This is a genomic window from Herpetosiphon llansteffanensis, assembly GCF_003205875.1.
Lineage (GTDB): Bacteria > Chloroflexota > Chloroflexia > Chloroflexales > Herpetosiphonaceae > Herpetosiphon > Herpetosiphon llansteffanensis.
In genome coordinates, this window is the sequence record NZ_PUBZ01000094.1 from 23,123 (window position 1) to 42,632 (window position 19,510).

General features: G+C 51.6%; 18 protein-coding genes. 5 read left to right on the forward strand and 13 right to left on the reverse strand.

Annotation, left to right across the window (positions count from 1 at the left end; translation table 11 throughout):
• Position 1 precedes the first annotated feature (1 nt).
• Both C5S61_RS12810 and C5S61_RS12815 read left to right on the forward strand, forming a co-directional pair.
• On the forward strand, positions 2 to 379 hold the full coding sequence (locus tag C5S61_RS12810; protein WP_110515441.1) for an Asp23/Gls24 family envelope stress response protein: 378 nt from the start codon (positions 2 to 4) through the stop codon (positions 377 to 379).
• Between the two features lie 345 nt (positions 380 to 724).
• Positions 725 to 1,543: a phosphodiester glycosidase family protein gene (locus C5S61_RS12815; protein WP_110515442.1), complete on the forward strand. Its 819-nt coding sequence runs from the start codon at positions 725 to 727 to the stop codon at positions 1,541 to 1,543.
• A gap of 116 nt (positions 1,544 to 1,659) precedes the next feature.
• Here the strand turns inward: C5S61_RS12815 and meaB are convergent, their stop codons facing one another.
• The 5 genes from meaB to C5S61_RS12840 all read right to left on the reverse strand — a co-directional run bounded on the left by meaB (position 1,660) and on the right by C5S61_RS12840 (position 6,771).
• Positions 1,660 to 2,607 carry a methylmalonyl Co-A mutase-associated GTPase MeaB gene (gene meaB, locus C5S61_RS12820; RefSeq protein WP_205701399.1) on the reverse strand — a complete coding sequence of 316 codons (948 nt, stop codon included), beginning with the start codon at positions 2,605 to 2,607 and terminating at the stop codon, positions 1,660 to 1,662.
• A 7-nt stretch (positions 2,608 to 2,614) separates the two neighbouring features.
• A complete protein-coding gene (locus C5S61_RS12825) occupies positions 2,615 to 3,028 on the reverse strand; it encodes a cobalamin B12-binding domain-containing protein (protein ID WP_110515444.1) in 414 nt (137 codons plus the stop codon).
• A gap of 91 nt (positions 3,029 to 3,119) precedes the next feature.
• Positions 3,120 to 4,439, reverse strand: coding sequence for an NlpC/P60 family protein (locus tag C5S61_RS12830; RefSeq protein WP_110515445.1), 1,320 nt, complete (start codon positions 4,437 to 4,439; stop codon positions 3,120 to 3,122).
• Between the two features lie 182 nt (positions 4,440 to 4,621).
• Positions 4,622 to 6,076, reverse strand: coding sequence for an Asp-tRNA(Asn)/Glu-tRNA(Gln) amidotransferase subunit GatA (gene gatA, locus C5S61_RS12835; RefSeq protein ID WP_164689429.1), 1,455 nt, complete (start codon positions 6,074 to 6,076; stop codon positions 4,622 to 4,624).
• Between the two features lie 164 nt (positions 6,077 to 6,240).
• Positions 6,241 to 6,771 carry a GNAT family N-acetyltransferase gene (locus C5S61_RS12840; protein ID WP_110515446.1) on the reverse strand — a complete coding sequence of 177 codons (531 nt, stop codon included), beginning with the start codon at positions 6,769 to 6,771 and terminating at the stop codon, positions 6,241 to 6,243.
• A 170-nt stretch (positions 6,772 to 6,941) separates the two neighbouring features.
• Here C5S61_RS12840 and C5S61_RS12845 point away from each other — a divergent pair, with 170 nt between their 5' ends.
• The 3 genes from C5S61_RS12845 to C5S61_RS26860 are packed head-to-tail and all read left to right on the forward strand — an operon-like array spanning position 6,942 to position 9,268.
• On the forward strand, positions 6,942 to 7,499 hold the full coding sequence (locus tag C5S61_RS12845) for a hypothetical protein (RefSeq protein ID WP_110515447.1): 558 nt from the start codon (positions 6,942 to 6,944) through the stop codon (positions 7,497 to 7,499).
• 43 nt (positions 7,500 to 7,542) lie between these two features.
• Positions 7,543 to 9,108: an acyl-CoA mutase large subunit family protein gene (locus C5S61_RS12850; RefSeq protein ID WP_110515448.1), complete on the forward strand. Its 1,566-nt coding sequence runs from the start codon at positions 7,543 to 7,545 to the stop codon at positions 9,106 to 9,108.
• Positions 9,095 to 9,268: a hypothetical protein gene (locus tag C5S61_RS26860; protein WP_164689424.1), complete on the forward strand. Its 174-nt coding sequence runs from the start codon at positions 9,095 to 9,097 to the stop codon at positions 9,266 to 9,268. Before C5S61_RS12850 ends, C5S61_RS26860 begins: the two co-directional genes overlap by 14 nt.
• Here the strand turns inward: C5S61_RS26860 and C5S61_RS12855 are convergent.
• From C5S61_RS12855 to C5S61_RS12890, 8 genes are all read right to left on the reverse strand, one after another.
• Entirely contained in the window at positions 9,265 to 11,859 is a 2,595-nt protein-coding gene (locus tag C5S61_RS12855) for a RecQ family ATP-dependent DNA helicase (protein WP_110515449.1), read from the reverse strand. The genes C5S61_RS26860 and C5S61_RS12855 overlap by 4 nt on opposite strands.
• 184 nt (positions 11,860 to 12,043) lie before the next feature.
• On the reverse strand, positions 12,044 to 12,538 hold the full coding sequence (locus C5S61_RS12860; protein WP_110515450.1) for a hypothetical protein: 495 nt from the start codon (positions 12,536 to 12,538) through the stop codon (positions 12,044 to 12,046).
• A gap of 10 nt (positions 12,539 to 12,548) precedes the next feature.
• Positions 12,549 to 13,262 carry a hypothetical protein gene (locus C5S61_RS12865; protein WP_110515451.1) on the reverse strand — a complete coding sequence of 238 codons (714 nt, stop codon included), beginning with the start codon at positions 13,260 to 13,262 and terminating at the stop codon, positions 12,549 to 12,551.
• A gap of 58 nt (positions 13,263 to 13,320) precedes the next feature.
• The gene (locus C5S61_RS12870; protein WP_110515452.1) at positions 13,321 to 13,761 is read right to left on the reverse strand and encodes a hypothetical protein; all 441 of its coding nucleotides are present in this window, start codon (positions 13,759 to 13,761) and stop codon (positions 13,321 to 13,323) included.
• Between the two features lie 93 nt (positions 13,762 to 13,854).
• The gene (locus tag C5S61_RS12875; protein ID WP_110515453.1) at positions 13,855 to 14,985 is read right to left on the reverse strand and encodes a WXG100 family type VII secretion target; all 1,131 of its coding nucleotides are present in this window, start codon (positions 14,983 to 14,985) and stop codon (positions 13,855 to 13,857) included.
• A gap of 208 nt (positions 14,986 to 15,193) precedes the next feature.
• Positions 15,194 to 15,874 (reverse strand): MBL fold metallo-hydrolase, encoded by a 681-nt coding sequence (locus tag C5S61_RS12880; protein ID WP_110515454.1) that lies wholly within the window; start codon positions 15,872 to 15,874, stop codon positions 15,194 to 15,196.
• Positions 15,875 to 16,044: 170 nt separating this feature from the next.
• Positions 16,045 to 17,349: a pyrimidine-nucleoside phosphorylase gene (locus tag C5S61_RS12885; protein ID WP_110515455.1), complete on the reverse strand. Its 1,305-nt coding sequence runs from the start codon at positions 17,347 to 17,349 to the stop codon at positions 16,045 to 16,047.
• Positions 17,349 to 19,052 (reverse strand): NAD(P)H-hydrate epimerase, encoded by a 1,704-nt coding sequence (locus tag C5S61_RS12890; RefSeq protein ID WP_110515456.1) that lies wholly within the window; start codon positions 19,050 to 19,052, stop codon positions 17,349 to 17,351. The genes C5S61_RS12885 and C5S61_RS12890 overlap by 1 nt, the downstream gene beginning before the upstream one ends.
• Positions 19,053 to 19,510 lie beyond the last annotated feature (458 nt).

Genomic DNA, 19,510 nt, shown 5'->3' on the forward strand with positions numbered 1-19,510 from the left:
TATGCCCCAACAACAATCAATTGTGCGTTCAGTTCGCAGTAATCGCCATACCACCACCATCGATATTGGGGTGATTGGCCAAATCGTGCAGTCGGTTAGCGGCACGATTGAAGGCATTTACGAAACTCAACTCGAAAGCGCCGAATTGCTCGCCGAAGGCCGTGCCGAGAACGATCAAAAATCCGCTGAGGAGCCACAAACCCGCTTTGATGAGCGCGCCAGCGTTGTGCTGCACCTCAAATTAATTCCATTTATCCACGAGCAATTGCCACCAATCGTCAATGCGCTGCGCAAACGGGTAATCGAAAGCATTCAACAATATACGGAATTGAATGTTCACGCCGTGCATATTCATATTGCTGGCTTGTGGTATCGCTAGCCAGCAGCTGTAGTGGTTTATTGGATTGGCAACCAGAAGCATGCCCTCACCCCCAGCCCCTCTCCCACTGAATGCGGGCGAGTGGAGCACTGACCGCGTGGTTCCCCGCGCCTTGCGAGCGGGATCAGGGGCGAGGGGATCAGACAATGGTTAACGTGATGAACCAATACAAGCAGCTGCTAGGGGTCAGTAGTTAGCACAATAACGCTCAATGTTAATGTTAAAGCTGACCCCTTGCATACGCCGTCGATAACCGCTATCCCTCATACTCCATTCTTCAACCTATACCTACCCCTCAGATTCAATGCTTATGGTAGGATAAACGCTCTTGTGTGAGGAATTATTATGCACTTTTTATTCAGATTGAGCCTCATTTTGCTCCTCGCTGGGGCTTTAATCAGTTGTTCGCGATCGGATATGCAAGAGGTGCTCAAACCAAGTGGCACCAGCACCCCGATTATTTCGCCCGATAGCGCCGCCCCAACCACGGTCGATAATCAATGGCAACGCTTAGAGCCAGGCCTTGAGTTTCGCGAAATTGGCTACGATGTGACCAATGTTCAGGTGTTGCGGGTCGATCCTGCCTATTTTCGGCTGCGCATTGGCTACGATGTAGCCAGCCCGGGCCGAGTTAGCGAATGGGCTTCAGCACTCAATCCAGTTGCAGTGATCAACGGTGGCTATTTTGATCCCCAAGGGCGGGCCACAGCACTCACAATTTTCGATGGCATAGTCAATGGCACATCATACGATGGCTTTGGGGGCATGCTCGCAGTTGATAGTGCTGATGCATGGTCGTTGCGTTCGTTGCGCGAACAACCCTACGATAGCAGCGAAGTGCTGAATCAAGCGCTACAATCTGCGCCGATGCTCGTTGTTCATGGCGCAGCCATCGAGCAGCCCAACGACGATGGCGATAAAGCTCGTCGCAGCGTAATTGCGCTTGATCAATCTGGGCATTTGTTGATTATTGTCTGTAGTTGGCCGAGCTTTACCTTGACCGAGCTAAGCACGTGGTTGGTGCAGCAAAATCTTGCAATCGATGCAGCCTTGAATCTTGATGGCGGCTCATCGACAGGCTTAGTGGTCAGCAGCGAAAGTCGTTCGTTTAAGCTCGATTCGCTTGTGCGCGTGCCGCAAGTGCTCTTGGTTGAGCGGCGGTAATGCGTTCCCTCACCCGTGGCGCGGGACTTTAATGTCGCACTACGTCGGTAAAACATGGATGAGCCTCCTCGCCCGCGTTTTCGTGGGAGAGGGGGTTGGGGGTGAGGGAACAAAATCTAGCTCAATTCCAAAACAGTTTCAATCGCCTGCTTAGCGGCAGCATAGGGGTCAAGCTGGCGCTCGGCCATTTGATTGAGTAAGTGTTCATATTGCTGTGGCTCAAGCCGCTGGAGCAACTGACGCAAGAGGCGTTCGCGCATAATCATTTTCCATTCGCGCTCAATCCGTTCGCGTTCGCGCAATTCAAGCAGATTATTGCTTTTGAGATGCTCGAAATGGCGTTCAACTGCCGCCGCTGCTTCGGCGATATTCTTGCCAGTGTTAGAAACCGTCTGCACAATCGGCGGCTCCCAGCCATCGCGATGCTCGCCGCTACCAAGATGCAGCATCATCTGCAATTGGCGCACGGTACGCTCAACGCCCTCGCGATCAGCTTTATTGACCACAAACACATCGGCAATTTCCAAGATGCCTGCTTTGATCGCTTGAATATCATCGCCCATGCCTGGGACTTCGACGACCACCACGCTATGCGCTTCACGGGCAATCTCGACCTCGGCCTGACCAGCGCCAACCGTTTCGACAATCACAATATCGAAGCCCGCCGCATCGAGCACTTTAACTGCATCGCCAGTGGCTCGCGACAAGCCGCCAAGGCTGCCACGACTAGCCATCGAACGAATATAACAGCCACTATCGCCGCCCAAGGATTGCATGCGAATCCGATCGCCGAGGATTGCGCCACCACTAAATGGCGAGGTTGGATCGACGGCCAACACCGCGACCGTGCGCCCAAGGCTGCGCCAATGCAAGGCCAATTGGGTCACCAAGGTCGATTTGCCAGTGCCTGGCGCGCCAGTTACCCCAACGATATGGGCATTGCCAGTGTAGGGATACAGCGCAGCCAAGGCAGTTTGGGCTTGGGCATCGCCAGCTTCAACCAGGGTTATCAAGCGGGCCAGTGCCCGACGATTGCCAGCACGAGCCTTTGCAACAAGTTCCACGCCCAACCTACCCTTCTACCGAGCTACGCTGAACATGCTCACGAATAAAATCAATAATTGCATGGGTCGATGAGCCAGGCCCGAAGATTCCAGCAATCCCATGGTCGTTGCGCAAGGCCAGCGCATCCTCATCGGAGATAATGCCACCAGCAACCACCAAAATATCCGCGCCATCGTTTTCGCGCAACATCGTGGTTATTTTGGGTAGCAAGGTCATGTGCGCCCCTGAAAGAATCGACAAGCCGATGCAATCAACGTCTTCTTGCAACGCGGCTTCGACAATCATTTGCGGGGTTTGTTGCAACCCAGTGTAAATAACTTCCATGCCTGCATCACGCAAGGCCCGCGCGATTACTTTTGCGCCACGGTCGTGGCCATCAAGCCCAGGCTTGGCCACCAACACCCGAATTGGTCGTTCCATGAGGTCTTTCCTCCACATTGAGAAATGACGATACACCCCATTGTAGCGCAGTTTAGCGCAGCTGGGGATCATCAGATCTACCCATAGCAATTTAAATTAATCCAGCAACTTCTTTGAGCCGCACCCGCTTGACCCATTGATAGCCGCGTTTGCCTTGCAAGCATTGCTGGCGGGTGGTGGCGATGTTGCCCAAACCCCAACGCTGGCCATTAGCAAGGTCAAAATTCATGCTAGCCTCAATCACATCGAAATTGGCGCTCAAGGGATAATTGGTTCCCGAGCGATCGGTGCCTTGGAATGGGCCGACATATAAGCTGACATGGCCTGCCTGGGCCGCACCATTGTTGCCAAAGACCAAAACATCGCCTGGTTGCCAATCGTTAGCATCGCTAATTTCTTGCAGCGTAACTGGGCCGGGCGCATAATATTGGGCCATATGCGGATTGGCCTTGCTTTGCCAATTAACGTTAATGCCTGCTGCTGCAAAACAAATGCTTACCAAATCGGCGCAAACAATATCTTTGTAGTATTGATGATTGGGATTGCTGGCGAATTGCGCTCCGTAGCACATTTGCTGCAAATTGGTGGGCAAGGCATCGTAAACGGTTTTTTCATCGCCAAGCATAAACAAGGCTTGATCAATAATCGATCGCACTTTGGGATGTAAAGCATTATAGCTAGGATGAGCCGAACGCATGCCGCTGCCACCACCACGAACATTAATCGGCTGGTTGATGTTATTATTGACAATCACTGGCACGCGAACTGGTGTATAGCCAGCGATGTTAACTTCGAGCAAGCCAACCGCACCAGCACCAATATTCTCAAAACGATAATTGCCTTGGGCATCGGTTTTGACTTCGCAGGCAGCGCGAGCTACTGGCGAAACTTCGGGAATCAGATAGGTTTTGGCGGTTTGAAACAAGCGGCCATCAGCAACCAGTTGCGGATTATGAATTAAGGCATTATCGCGAAACGCCTCCCAGCTCATTGGCACGCGCTTATCGATATATTGCACCCAGCAATCCCAGCGCGAGCCAGCAAACCCGCTGATTTTGCGCGTCCAACTGACCTCTTGAGCTGGCGAAACTTCGGGCATCAAATAGGTTTTTTCGCGATGAAACACCCGCCCATCGTCATTCAAATGCGGGTTGTAGATCAACGCGCCATCGCGAAAATCGCCCCATGCAATCGGCACCTTGCCGTTGATCTGCTGCTCCCAGCATTCCCAGCGTGTACCACTAAACCCAGTCAACGAGCGCGTCCAATCGACTTGGCCAGCTGGCAAGAGGCTGCGATTGGCAATATTGCTCAAATAGCCCGCCTGCGAGATAAAGCGCACGCTCACATTGGCTAGCGGCGCAAGATCAATTGCCCGAATCACCCGCCCAGTGATGCTATAACTGGTCATGGCTTTGGCTCCCTACTAGATGCTTTCGTAGCTCAATGGTAGCGGCGGCACGCGCAGATTGCAATAGTCGAAGTTGGGGATCGGTTGTTGGGGATTGGGCTTTTTAACCACGAAGAACACGAAGAGCACGAAGGATCATTACTTAGTGGTCTTCGCGTTCTTCGTGGTTACGAAACGTTTGGCTATAAACTTGGGTGTTGTTTATACCATGTGTTATTTTGCTCGTAGGCATGGCCGACGCGCAGCAAGGTTGCTTCATCAAACGGCTTGCCAATTAATTGCAGGCCGGTTGGCAAATTGTCGCTGAAGCCACAAGGCACAACCAAGCCAGGCACGCCTGCCAAGTTAATGGGCAAGGTACAGACATCTGAAAGATACATCGCCACTGGATCATCGGTTTTTTCGCCAATTTTAAAGGCGACTGTGGGCGAGGTTGGCGCTGCCAGCAGATCGACCTTGCTCCAAACTTCTTGGAAGTCGCGGCGAATTAATGTGCGTACTTGTTGAGCGCGGCGATAGTAGGCATCGTAATAGCCCGATGAGAGCGCATAGGTGCCAAGCATAATCCGGCGGCGCACTTCTGAACCAAACAATTGACCACGCGTTGATTCAATTTCATCAAACAGGCCTTTGCCTTCCAAGCGCACGCCATAGCGCACGCCATCGAAGCGGGCCAAGTTGGTGCTGCATTCTGCTGGCGCGATGATGTAATACACAGGCAAGGCATATTTGGTGTGCGGCAATGAAACTTCAACAATCTCAGCGCCCAAATCCTTAATTTGCTCAATCGCCGTGCGCACCGCTTTCTCGACTCCAGGCTCCATGCCTTCGACAAAATATTCGCTGGGCACGCCAACTTTGAGGCCGCGAATATCACCAGTTAGGCTGGCGCGATAGTCGGGCACTGGCAAGTTGGCACTGGTGGAATCTTTGGGATCATGGCCAGCAATCGTTTCGAGCAGCAGCGCCACATCTTCAACCGTGCGCGCAAACGGCCCACATTGATCGAGCGATGAGGCAAACGCCACCAAACCATAGCGCGAAACCCGCCCGTAGGTTGGCTTCAACCCAACGATGCCACACAAAGCGGCAGGCTGGCGAATCGAGCCACCAGTATCGGTGCCGAGCGTGCCAAAAGCTTGGCCAGCAGCAACCGCCGCCGCCGAACCGCCCGACGAGCCACCAGGCACTCGTTCGGTATCCCATGGGTTGCGCGTGCCGCCAAAGGCACTATTTTCGTTCGACGAACCCATTGCAAACTCATCCATGTTGAGCTTGCCAAGGGTCACCGTGCCAGCCTCGTTGAGCTTGCTCACAACCGTGGCATCGTAGGGCGGAACCCAGTTTTCAAGCACTTTCGAGCCGCAGGTGGTGCGCACATCTTTGGTGACAATCACATCTTTGATGCCCAACGGAATGCCAGTTAGGCTACTTGCATTGCCAGCTTTGATGCGCTCATCGGCGGCTTGGGCTTGTTGCAAGGCCAGTTCGGGCGTTTGAGTTAAATAGGAATGCAGGGTTGGCTCTAACGCGCTGATGCGTTCCAGCAGAGCCTCGGTCAGTTGCACCGAGGTAATCTCGCCGCGATCTAATTGAGCGCGGGCCTCGGCAATCGTCAATTCATGGAGGGCCATAATCACATCCTCACGCATGGGCTTGTTTAGGTTACCAACGCGCATTGTAGCATAGCGCATCGCTTCACGATCAAAAGCGCTGCTTTAACGTGGCGTAGCGTTTAATTTGAATTGGTTCTTAGCTGACCGAAGCAGCAATCAAGCCTTGATTGAAAAGATAAAATTAATTACCAGACCTCGCCCTTGCGCCATTCGACTGAGATTGGCGCAGCTAAATCAAGCGGGCCGGTTTTGGGCAAGCGCAAAATCATCACTTCTTCTTCTGGTGTTGGCTCCACGCCTTGCTCAGTTCGCATCGCCAACGGGCCACGCCACAGTTCCCAGCCCAGCCGCTCGTAAAACGCCGCATCTGAGGGGCTGAGCGCCGCTAGCTCAAAATCGTCGATTGCTGTGACCAAATGGCGCAAAACATGGCTGGCATAGCCGCGTTTTTGATAATCGGGATGGGTTGCTACTGCTTCGATATAGGCCGTGCGGCGTGGTGCTTCGTCGCCAATTTGCAGCCAGCGCTCAACCCACATCGCATGGCTCACCAACTCGCTACCAAGCCAACCCAACACATGCACCGGATTAGGATAGTTAAGATACGGCGCAAAATCTTCTGCGTAGGCCAAACTACACATCACCAAAATTGCCTGGGCCACATCAGGCGTAAGATCGGCACTTTTACAAATTTGCAAGCTCAATTCAGCAGCCATTGGTAATCCTTTCAATCCAAAACTGCGCGCAGTTTAGCATGGCGCGGCCTGATGCCGCTGCATCGCAAGCCCGAATTCTGCTGGCGGGCAAGCAGCACCGCCTAAAGCTGAGTTTGTGTAGTATACTAGGCCACAACGCTATTCTATTCTTCTCTAGCTGGTGTGCTGCTATGACCAATGCTGCGTACACACGCCTAAAACCGCAGATCATCACCGGTCGACGGATTCTGCTGACGGCTTTTGTCACCCCGAATGATGATTACTTCGAGCCGCCCGATGGCTGGATCGATCCGATCGAAGTTGCGCTTTATGGCAATAGTTTTGGCTGCAATTTGGCAACGCCCAATGGTAATAAACGCTATATCGATTCATACAACCGCGATGAGGTGTTGTGGACGACCAATAGCTTAATGCAAAATTGCCAACTGCGGCCAGATTGGGGCTACTCGAATAACTCAACCCTTGATCTGAGTCGACTGGCGCGTTTTGTCAGCCGCTTTACCAAGGCGTGCGTTGCGATTTATCGCCATAACCATCCGCCAGTCACGGTTGGGATGGCAATTATTCCTGCGCAAGGCTTACAATTGCTCGACCCCCAGACCAATTCGCCATTTGGGCCATTGGTGACCCAAGCGCGGGTCGTCGCCCAAACGGCACTTGAGGCAGGAGCCGACGAACGTTTACTGCAAACGATTCGCGATGGTTTATTATCTCTTGCAGGCAGCTAAAATGGTAGCTCAGTTAGCGCTCGCAGACACAATGAGGTGATTGATGGGCAATCAAGTTACAACTGATGCTGGCATTCCGTTTGAACCAATATACCGTGATAACGACCGCCAGCCGGAGCCTGATGCTGGCCAGTTTCCCTACACGCGGGGCATTTATCCCACAATGTATCGTGGCCGCTTGTGGACGATGCGCCAATACGCTGGCTTTGCTTCGGCCCACGAAACCAACGAACGCTTTCGCTATTTACTTGGTCAAGGCCAAATGGGGCTTTCGGTCGCATTTGATCTGCCAACCCAACTTGGCCTCGATTCCGACGATCCACGGGCTGAGGGCGAGGTTGGCAAGGTCGGCGTAGCCATTGATTCAATCGACGACATGGCGACCTTGTTCGCTGGCATTCCGCTGGATAAGGTCAGCACGTCGATGACGATTAACGCTCCTGCCAGCGTGCTCTTGCTGTTGTATGAGTTGGTTGGCGCACAACAGGGCGCGGCAGCCAAAACGCTCACGGGCACCATTCAAAATGATATTCTCAAAGAATATGCCGCCCGTGGAACCTATATCTTCCCGCCACGGCCTTCGATGCGGCTAATTACCGATACCTTTGCCTATTGCGCCGAACGTATTCCGCGCTGGAATACGATTAGCATCAGTGGCTATCATATTCGCGAGGCTGGGGCGACTGCGGTGCAAGAATTGGCCTTTACTTTGGCCAATGGCATCGCCTACGTGCAAGCAGCCATCGACGCAGGCTTGCATGTCGATGAATTTGGCCCACGTTTGTCGTTCTTCTTCAATGCCCACAATAATTTCTTTGAAGAGATTGCCAAATTCCGCGCTGCTCGCCGCATGTGGGCCACGATTATGCGTGAGCGCTTTGGCGCAAGCGATGAACGCGCCTTGACCTTGCGCTTCCACACCCAAACTGGCGGCTCGACCTTAACCTCGCAACAGCCGCTCAATAACGTGGTGCGGGTAACCTTGCAAGCCTTGGCGGCGGTGATGGGTGGCACTCAATCGCTGCACACCAACGGCTTTGATGAGGCGCTTTCGTTGCCCACCACCGAAGCAGCAACCCTTGCTTTGCGTACCCAACAGGTCATTGCCTATGAAAGCGGCGTGACCGCCAGCGCCGATCCCTTGGGTGGCTCGTATTTGGTCGAAAGCATGACCGACGAGATTGAGCAACGCGCTTTGGCATTAATTCGACATATTGACGATTTGGGCGGCGCGGTGCGCGCTGTCGAGGATGGCTTTATTCAAGCCCAAATTATGGATACCGCCTACGAGTATCAAAATCGGGTCGAAAGTGGCGAGCAATTGGTCATCGGGGTCAATAAATTTGTTACCGATGATGCGCCAGTGCCAATCTTCAAGCCCAACGAAGCGGTAGCTGCCGAACAATGCGCCAAATTGGCCAAACTGCGAGCCGAGCGCGATCAAGCGGCGGTCGATGCAGCCTTAGCCGATCTGCAACGGGCTGCTGAAGGCACCGCCAACGTGCTCGAACCAATGCGCGAAGCCTTGAGTCGGCGGGCAACCGTTGGCGAGGTTTGTGGAGTTTTACGCAAGATTTGGGGAGAATACCGACCTGATGTCGCGATCTAAGGGTCTTGTTTTAGCCAGCGTCGTGCTGATTGTGCTGATCATCACGACGCTGGCTCCCAATCTATTCGAGCAGATCGATGGCCGCATTGGCAGCTATATCATGGTTGGCGTGGCGCTGGCTGCGGTTGCTGCTTGGTGGTGGTGGCGCAAACAAGCTTAGTTTTCAGCTTTGCCAGTGGTAATCAAACTCAGCAAATCTGCGCCCCACTGGGCTAATTTTTGGCTACCAATCCCTTTGATTGTGCTTAATTCTTGACTGCTGGTTGGCTGATAGGCCGCCAAATCAAACAACACGCTATCAGGAATAATCATATAGTGCGGCAAATTGAGCTTGCGGGCTTGCTCGGAGCGCCAGCTTTTGAGCGCCAGCAACAAATCGCCATCGGCCTGCAATTGCTCAGTTTGGGCCGAATCGCGCTTGCCCTGAATATTCAAGGCTGGTAGGCTTTGCGGGTTGTTCAAGGCCTCGCGGCCCGCACTATTCAATGCCAACAACGGATACAAGCCCTGTTGCTGGCGATCAAGCAAATGCGCTTCGACCAAGGCCTCAATCACCGCCTCAATCTGCTCCATGGTTACATGCGCCAATGCACCGTGGTCGGGCGAACGCTTGGCATCGCTGGCTCCTTTGAGCAAACGCGCCAAGCCAGTACGCCCCAAAGGATATGGCAAACGCGTCAGCGTTGCTAGCACTTGCAGCGCAATATCACGATGTTGATTACCAGTGCGTTTGGGAGCCGCCATCACGACCACCAAGGTTGCGCCTTGATAGGCCAAACTGCCAGCATCAACCAATACATCAATTTCGGCGCGAATCGAATCGAACGAGCGCTCGGAGAGTGCTCCAAACAATGGATGCGAACTATAGCCACGTGAGCCAGCCAAAATATGGGCCAAATCGCGGCTACTGAGCTGTTGAGGATGTTCGCGCACCGCCTCGACGATAATCCGTTGATGGTCGCTTATTGCGCCGCCATTGCCCCAATTGGCACTAACCAAGGGCATCGTTTGCGGCTGCAAGCTGCTTGGTGGGCGGCTAATGCTGATGCGGCCCGATTGGCAAATATCGCAGGCATTGCCACAGGCAGGCAAGCGTTGGCCAAACTGCGCCGCCAAAATTCGGTGGCGACAATGACTCGCTTCAACATATTGGGTCAACGAATCGAGCTGGCGCTCTTGGGTGCTGCGCCATTGCTTGAGCACCTGATACATCCGTTCGCGGGTATCTTTGGGCGATGGCAAGACTTCGAGTAATACCTCACGCGCTACGCCTTCGTAGCCAAGCAAACCTTGTTCTTGCCATTCGAGCAGTTTTGGCTCAAGCTGATTGGGGAGAATGCGCAGCGCGGCGGCCAAATCGTGACTATCAACATCTTGCCACCAGCGGCCAAGGCTAAACCACTCGCAAAGTTGGTTGATTTCGGGCGTTGCTGGCGCTTCACCACGGCGTAATTTACAAACCCGTGGTAAATCGAAATGGCGACGCAGCAGCCCAACATGCTCCAAAATGCCGAGGCCAACCCGCAAGCGCGTTTCATCGAAGCCAGAAAGCTCCATCAAATGGGCCTGATTGATGGTGCCTTGGCCTCTGCCAATTTGGCCCAAAACCGCTTTATACAGTTCGCGTAATTCTTCAACGCCAAAATGGCTGCTTTCGAGCCATTCTTTGAGCTGGCGTTTATCGAAAAAGTTGTAGAGCATAATGCAGCGCGAAATTTGACCATCGCGGCCAGCCCGCCCCGCCTCTTGGGCATAATCTTCGAGCGATTTGGGCAAATTGGCGTGAATCACCGCCCGCACATCGCGCTTATCCACGCCCATTCCAAAAGCAATTGTTGCTACAATCACGCGGGTTTCGCCGCGCATAAAACGATCTTGGATGGCATCGCGGTCGGGGCAGCCAGCATGATAGGCCTCGGCCACAACCCCAGCTTGGCGCAGGCGCTCAGCTATTTCTTCGCAGCTATTGCGCGAACGGGCATAGACAATAATTGCGCCATTAATTTGATGGCACAAGGTCAGGATTGCTGCTTGTTTTTTCTCTTTGTTCGAGGCTTTGAGCAACTCGAAATGCAAGTTGGGCCGAAAAACGTTGGTGCGCACCGTTTCGAGATCGCCAAGTTGCTCGCAGATAGCTTTTTCGGTGGCTGGGCTGGCGGTGGCAGTTAATCCCAAAACCAGCGGGTTGCCAAGCACCCGCAATGCTTCGCGAATAAATAAATAGTCTGGGCGAAACGAAAAACCCCACAACGACACACAATGCGCTTCATCGACTACAAATAGCGAGATGCCAACTTGCTGCAAGGCATAGAGAAATTGGCGTTGGCGCAAACGTTCGGGTGCAACATAAACCAATTTATAGCGACCTTCGCTCAAGCCACGCAAGCGCGTGCGCACCTCATCAAACGGAATTGCGCTATTGATAAAGGTTGCGCGTTCACGCACTGCCTCGGGCAAGCCATCAAGCTGATCTTTCATCAAGGCAATCAAGGGCGAAATCACAATCGTGGCGTGGGGCAGTAACAGGGCTGGCAATTGATAGCAGAGCGATTTACCAGCGCCAGTTGGCATCAACGCAAGGGTTGATCGGCCTGCCATCACCCGTTCGATCACTTGTTGCTGACCGCTACGAAAGCCAGGCAAGCCAAAATGCTCGCGCAGGGCATCGGTCAACTCATTGGCTAAGGCCGTGGGCTGGGCTTCAGCTTCATCGAAGGTAAAAAGCGGGGTTTCAGGATCAACCAACGTCATAAAAGCCTCAAAAGTAGCAAATCTGTGTCTAAGCATATCACATGATTGAATCTTGAATGACAGGCCGCAACGAGCGATAAGGGTTCAGGGTTCAGGGTTCAGGGTTCAGGCTTGATAAACCGCGAAGAACGCAAATCCGTTATCAGCCTCGCTACGCCAAATTGCCTGCTAACACTTCAAAGAATTAGGTATTGAACACTTGCAGATAAATCGTGAGTAGCTGATCGCTCGGCTGCAATTGCACCACCAAGATTTTGTAGCTTTTGCCATTAACAAATTGATAAACATAACGATATTGTTCACGTTGCAGATTTAAACTATCAAGCTGCCACCAAGCCTCTGCTTCAGGATACGGTGCATGTTGGGTGGCAAAGAGGGTTTCTTTGGTATGAAGTGATTCGGTAATGGGCACAGTTGTCAGCCATGCATCAAGTGCCACTGCGGGCAAATCGAAGCGGGCAATCACCATTGTATCCAAGGCTGCTTCGCCTTGGGTATGCACATTGCTTGCCTCAGCAGGAATTGCAAAGCCCATAAATTGCTCAATCTCGGCGCGACTCAACGAGCTGCTGAGGTCGCGCAAGGCGGCTTCAACCGTGGCATCATGCTGTTGCGCGCGGGTTTGACAGCCAACCAAGGCCAAGCTAAGCACGAAGATCTTGAGTAATCGGCGGTTCATAGGCAGCATCCTACTTCTCTTCTGCTGGACGAATGCCAAAGACAAACAAGCCAGCACTGGTTTCAGGAAACGCAATCACCCGAATCATAAAGCCTTGATAGCGAAATTCATCGCCGACCATTGCAAACGTGTTGAAATGTTCGGCATCATTACCAAGCGTATCAGGTGTTGTTGCCCGTAAATGAACATGCGGTTGATTTGTGGTTGGATCAAGTTGCCAATTGGTTGGGTGCAGATCGAGATCAGTTGTGCCCCCATAGGCATTGAGTGGCAAGAACTTAATCGTTTCTTGGGGTTTTTGATCATTTGGCAAAGCTGGTGGCTGATCAGCGAGTTTAGTTACTCCCAGCGTAACTTTTTGGGAATCAACGGCAATCGCACGCACGTGATAATTGGCAATAGGGATTATGCTTCCCAGTTGCGTCGTAATTCGATAGCGATACGCAGCTTGATCGAACCCGAGATCAAGCCTGATTAAACTAGGATTCTGTGCTAAATCCTCAGCTAAAGGTGGGATAGCCCCAATCGAAAGTTGCTCTATTCCGTTATCAGTCCCGATTTGAATCGTGATGATTTTTTCTTGGTTTAGGCCAAATGTTGGTGTTGGCCTAAGCGTTGCGATTGGCTGGATACTGGTTGGGATTGGGGTGATGGCAGTTTGATCATTGCAACTACTCAACACCATCAGGCTCAAACCCAAAGCCCAACGCTGAAAATATTTCATGCATCTCCTCCCTTAACTTGCATCGCTGCGCCAAATTGCCTGCTAACACTTCAAAGAATTAGGTATTGAACACTTGCAGATAAATCGTGAGTAGCTGATCGCTCGGCTGCAATTGCACCACCAAGATTTTGTAGCTTTTGCCATTAACAAATTGATAAACATAACGATATTGTTCACGTTGCAGATTTAAACTATCAAGCTGCCACCAAGCCTCTGCTTCAGGATACGGTGCATGTTGGGTGGCAAAGAGGGTTTCTTTGGTATGAAGTGATTCGGTAATGGGCACAGTTGTCAGCCATGCATCCAAGTCCGAAGCGGGCAAATCGAAGCGGGCAATCACCATCGTATCCAAGGCCGCTTCGCCTTGGGTATGCACATTGGTTGCCTCAGCAGGAATTGCAAAGCCCATAAATTGCTCAATCTCGGCGCGACTCAACGGGCTGCTGAGGTCGCGCAAGGCGGCTTCAACCGTGGCATCATGGTTTGGTTGGTTAATCACGGTATTATTCTCCCGGCAACTCATTAATATTGATATTAGTAGAATATAAAAAATATATTTCATAGACAAATCCTATATAAGTTCATCATAAATTTATTTTATACCGGTAAGCGGATCGTATGTATAAAAATGTTTCTGACCACTAGATGTCCCTGTTAGATCATATTCTTGGGCAATACCAGTACCATGAAGTCTGCCCATTTCCTCATCAGTAATATGATCATTAGCAATCGTGCGATTATCTATCCATTCTATTCCTGAAGATGGAATGGTCACAGATTTTCCTTGATCCCAATTATAACGATCAAACATATGGACTTGAGAAATAACTTCAACATTTGGACTTCCATCCGGTGCTGGGGTTACTCGGACATAGGCAGTTTGTGCATAACTAAATCCTCCTACTGCATAATACCAATTTTTATCTTCATTTCGATCTGGATAAAATTCTGAATTCCAAGGAATTGTTACATTGAATTCTAAAGGTTCACCATGATAATCAGATCGAAGCTTTTGATTAATTTGGGGGATAATTTCATTTTTATACCTGAGTTCAACCTCTTTTCTAAATGTTGGCATATCATCAAGCATATCATCAACGGAAACATTGAGCGGCTCACCAGAATTATTAAGGTAATGTTGCATATGATAGCCTGTTTCAGAAAAGAATCTGGAAAATCGTGCAAAAGTCGCAGCATTACTCATTTTAGAATGATTTGCTCTATCTTGCTCGGTCGGTTCACCCATTGCACCATGTTTACCACTTCCATCACCATCAGGAGGTTGAGCAGGAGGTGGTGGAGGCGGAGGCATTGTTATGAGTTCGGGTTTAAACGTTTTGCTGCCGTCTAAAGGTTCTGTATAAGGTAAATCTGGAAGCTCTAAAGGCTCTCCCATTATTCGGTTCTTAGATGAAAAAGATTGATGAGCAAAGAGTGTCGCAGCTTCGGCTTCAGCCGCTTGCATCAATTTGGCAATCTCAAGGGTTACTTGGGCACTGGCATCAAATACGCCAATTGCGCGCTGGTACGCTGGCACAATCACGCTCTCGAATTCCTGAAAACAGCGTTGGGCGGCTTGACCTTGCCATTCACCGGCGATCAATGGCTGCATCGTGCGTTCCAAAGTTTGTAGCATTTGTTGCATCGCATCACGTTTGGCATTCAGGCGGCTGGCAATCGATCTAAGTTCTGCATAGCGAACCATAATAATTGGGGCAGACATAGCATGCTCCTAAACGTGGCTTGTGGTGTTGGTTAGGGGAATGAAAGCGAGGATTACACCAATCACGGTTCTCAAGAGCTAATATAGCAAGCCAACTCAAAGCATGTCAAGGGTAATTTAATGCTAGGTTAATATAGTACTTTAATCAACAAAAAAGCCTACTCCACAACTGTGGAATAGGCTACGATATATATCAAAATTAGTACTATTAGACGGCAACCCCAGTTGGATTGAGAATCACCACTTTGGTTTCTTCATCTTCGCGCGGCAGGGTTGATGGCGTGAAGGTGACTTTATCAAGGGTTTCGTATTCCTTCAAGCCCATCTGATGCACAAACACGCTCAATGGCTCCAAATCGAGCGCTTCGAGGCGTTGTTGTTGATTATCGTTGTACAATGGCACAACAACTTTAGGTGCAATTTCGCCGATAATCTCGACCATGCCATCGGGCTTGATCACATGGTTGCCGTTGCCAACTGGCACGAACAACACATCAACAGCGCCAATTTCATCGAGCTGGCCTGCGGTGAGGCCATGGCCCAAATCGCCCAAATGACAAAATGCTACATCATCAATATACATCACAAAAATTGTGTTGTGGCCATGCTTTTTGCCCTCGCTATCGGTATGCGCCGTGCGAACGCCACGAATTAAAATATCGCTCACTTCGTATTCGCCAGGCCCATCGGCCACAAACAGCGTGTCGCGCAAGGGCTTAACGGCCTCGACATGATTGTGATCAGCTTTGTGATGGCTGATTGTAACAACCTGTGCAGTTGGTTTGCCAATATCAAAGCCCACCGATTGATCGCAGGGATCAAGCACCACAATGCCTTCACGACCGCGAATCCGCACGCTGGCATGCCCTAAATACAGTATTTCTGCCATGATTTCCTTCCTAGATAGCCCGTTCGTTACTGACGCTTCACAAGTGCCAATTGCGCTGAGCGCTAGCACATATTTTCGTTAATAATTATACCACGCTGCTTGGCGCAGAGCACAAAAATGCGTTGCTAGCGCCTAAAACGCTAACAACGCAGAATCGGCCTACCTTCGATTTAGGCAACGCTTTCAAATACCAACGGCAGGGCTTCTACCGAGGCTGGGCTAATCCTAATCGCCGATTTGAGCGCCGCCAAAGCAATTTCGGCGCGCTCGTTGGTGGCAGCATGCACTGTCAATAGGGCTTCGCCTGCTTGAACTGGCTCGCCAACTTTGCGCTTGAGCACCAAGCCCACCGCTGGATCGATTGCATCTTCTTTGCGAGCGCGGCCAGCGCCAAGCTCGGTTGCCACAATTCCACAGGTTTCTGCATCGATGCGTTGGACAAAGCCACTGCTCTCGGCCAGCAAATCGATTTGAATTGGGGCAATTGGCAAGCTCTCAGGTTGGTCAACCGCTGCCAGATCGCCGCCTTGCTGGGCCACAAACTCGCGGAATTTGGCCCACGCTTGGCCATTATCGAGGGTTGCTTGCAACTGTTGGCGCGCTTCGTCGAGATTTTGGGCCTTGCCAGCCAACACCAACAAATGCGAGCCAAGGGTCAAACAAACTTCAACCAAATCGCTGGGGCCGTGGCCTTGCAAAGTTTCGATCGCTTCGCGCACTTCCAGCGCATTGCCAATCGTCAAGCCCAACGGTTGCTCCATCGACGACAGAATCGCAGCGACATTGCGTCCAGACAATTGACCGATCCGCACCATCGTTTGCGCCAAATCGCGGGCTTGATCGAGGGTTTTCATAAACGCCCCGGCCCCAACCTTCACATCAAGCACGATACTTTTGGCTCCAGCAGCCAATTTTTTGCTCATAATGCTAGCGGCGATCAACGGAATACATTCAACTGTGCCCGTTACATCGCGCAAGGCATAAAGCTTTTTATCGGCAGGCGCAAGGTCGGCAGTTTGGCCCATAATCACCATTCCAATGTCATGCATCGCATGGCGAAACTCTGCTTCGCTTAGGTCGATGCGCATGTTGGGAATCGCCTCAAGTTTATCGAGCGTACCGCCCGAAAAGCCCAAGCCACGCCCCGACATTTTGGCAACTTGCAAGCCGACTGCTGCCAACATCGGCCCCAAAACAAGGCTAGTTTTATCGCCAACCCCGCCAGTCGAGTGCTTATCGACCGCAGCGGGCGCAAAATCACTCAAATCAAGCTGATCGCCAGAAGCAGCCATGGCAAGGGTCAGATCGGTGGTTTCGCGATCGTCCATGCCTTTGAGCACAACCGCCATGGCCCAAGCAGCCATCTGATAATCAGGCACGCTGCCATCAGTATAGCCCTTGATCAGCCATTGAATTTCTTCGGTTGAGAGCTGTGCTCCATTGCGTTTTTTAATAATCAGATCAACCGCACGCATTATTGTTTTCCGCCTTCTGTAAGTTTGCGCCATGCCAAGGGCAGGCGATTAAGAATATCGCTTGCAATAGTGCCGCGTTCGCCTAATTCTTCGCGAACTAATGCGCCAGCAACGCCATGCACTCCAACCGCCAGTTGCGCGGCTTCAAATGGCGCTAAGCCTTGAGCCAACAACCCAGCGGTTAGTCCTGCAAGAATATCACCAGATCCGGCGGTTGCCAACGCGGGGTTGGCCAAGCCATGCAAAGCTAAGCTGCCATCGGGGCTAGCAATAATTGTGTGCGCTGATTTTAGCACCACGGTTACGCCCCAACGGGCTGCTGCTTCAAGCGCAATTTGTGGATGATCTTCGCCAAGTTTTTCTTCGCCAAGCAAGCGCGCCATCTCGCCAATATGGGGCGTGAGCACGACTGGCTGACCACGCAATTTTTCTTGCCAGTTTTCAATCGTGGCCAAAATATTCAAGCCATCTGCATCGATCACCAGTGGCGGCAATAAGACTGGACCTTCCTCTTCGACTTTAGCTTCTTCTTTAGGCCGCGCAGCCAAGCCAAAGCCAACTCCGCCTTTGCGTTTGGCCGGAATTTCAAACTCGCTCGAGCCAAGAAAACCTACGCCCAAGCGGCGCTTGCTTGAAGCCAAGCCAATCAAGGAGCGGAGAAAATCGCCTGTGCCTGTTTCAGTGCCAAGGCCGGGGCCAACCAACAACGCTTTATATTTGGCTAGTTTTTCGTGCACCAGTTTGGCGGCGGCTTCGGTCAATTCGCCTGGCTCAACTTCCGGCAAGGGCAAATAGGTTACTTCGTGCAAATGGGCGGCGGTGCTGCCATAAATTGAGCGCGGGCAGGCCAAGGTTACAACGCCAGCCCCCGAACGCGCGGCGGCAGTTGCTGAAAGCCAGGCTGCACCAGGATAAAGATACGAGCCAGCCACAACCATCACGCGCCCGAAAGTATCTTTATGGCCGTCAACCGGACGGGCCGGCACCAGCGAACGGATTGTCGCAAGATTCAGTTCAGTTGTAGTCATCGGCTCCTCCATAGAATCTGGTAGGGTAAAGGGGGCGATTGCCAACTTGCCAACCTGGGCCGCACCTGGGTACAAATGGTGGCCGCGTTTGGTTAGGCCCGCCGCCACGGTGTAGGTTGCGTTGATCATCGTGCCCCAGATTTTGCCATTATCAGCATCAAGGCCCGAAGGCAGATCGACCGCCAAAATAGGGACGTTGCTAGCATTCACCAAGTCAATAAGCTGGGCTACATCAGCAGCCAACGGTCGGCTTAGGCCAATGCCAAATAGGCCATCGATTACGAATGTGCTGATTTGCAAGAGCTGCTGGAGTTGCTGATTTTGCGAGTCATCAGCAGCAAAGATCATTGGAATGGCTTCGGCTTGGGCGGCAGCAAACGGCCAATCATCAGCTTGCGGTTTACGTTTATACAGATAGCAGCTCACTGGAAAGCCAGCTTCTTTGATATGCCGCGCAATCACCAAAGCATCGCCGCCATTGTTGCCAGCCCCAACCAGTACCAAAATTGCTGGGTTAGCCTGCTTGGCGATGATTCCTAAGGCCACATCGGCTATGCCACGTGAAGCCTCGGCCATCAAGCCAGCCCACGTCTCGCCTTCATCGACTGCACGTTGCTCGATTGCCCGCATTTGGGCAGCGGTTGTAATGTGATACCCAGGCACAATTTTTGGCATCGTTGCCTCACCACACTTAATACTATCGAAAATTATACACCACAGGCTTAGTCAATCTATGGGCGATTTAGTAAGGATTAACGAAACACTAGCATTGGGAATTGGGGATCGGCTGTTGGGGGCTGGGGATCGGGTCTGATCCACGAAGGACACGAAGCGCACGAAGGACGGAAACCGCGAAGGGCGCGAAGATCGCGAAGGTTAAGTTTTTCGCCACAGATTGGCACAGATTATTGGGATTATTGTTTTGCTGGCCCAACGCTGAGCGCATTCCATCCTTTATAATTCTTCCTTTTTGTTGGCCATGAACTGCACGAATTACACAAATAATTATTCTGTTGGGCCATGTGACTAAATGCTAGACCCTGATCCCTGAATCCTGATCCCTCTTTCTCTCTGCACTAATAAGGAAGATCCACAAGGCAATTCAAAATTGGCTTGTTATTAAATTTCTAAGG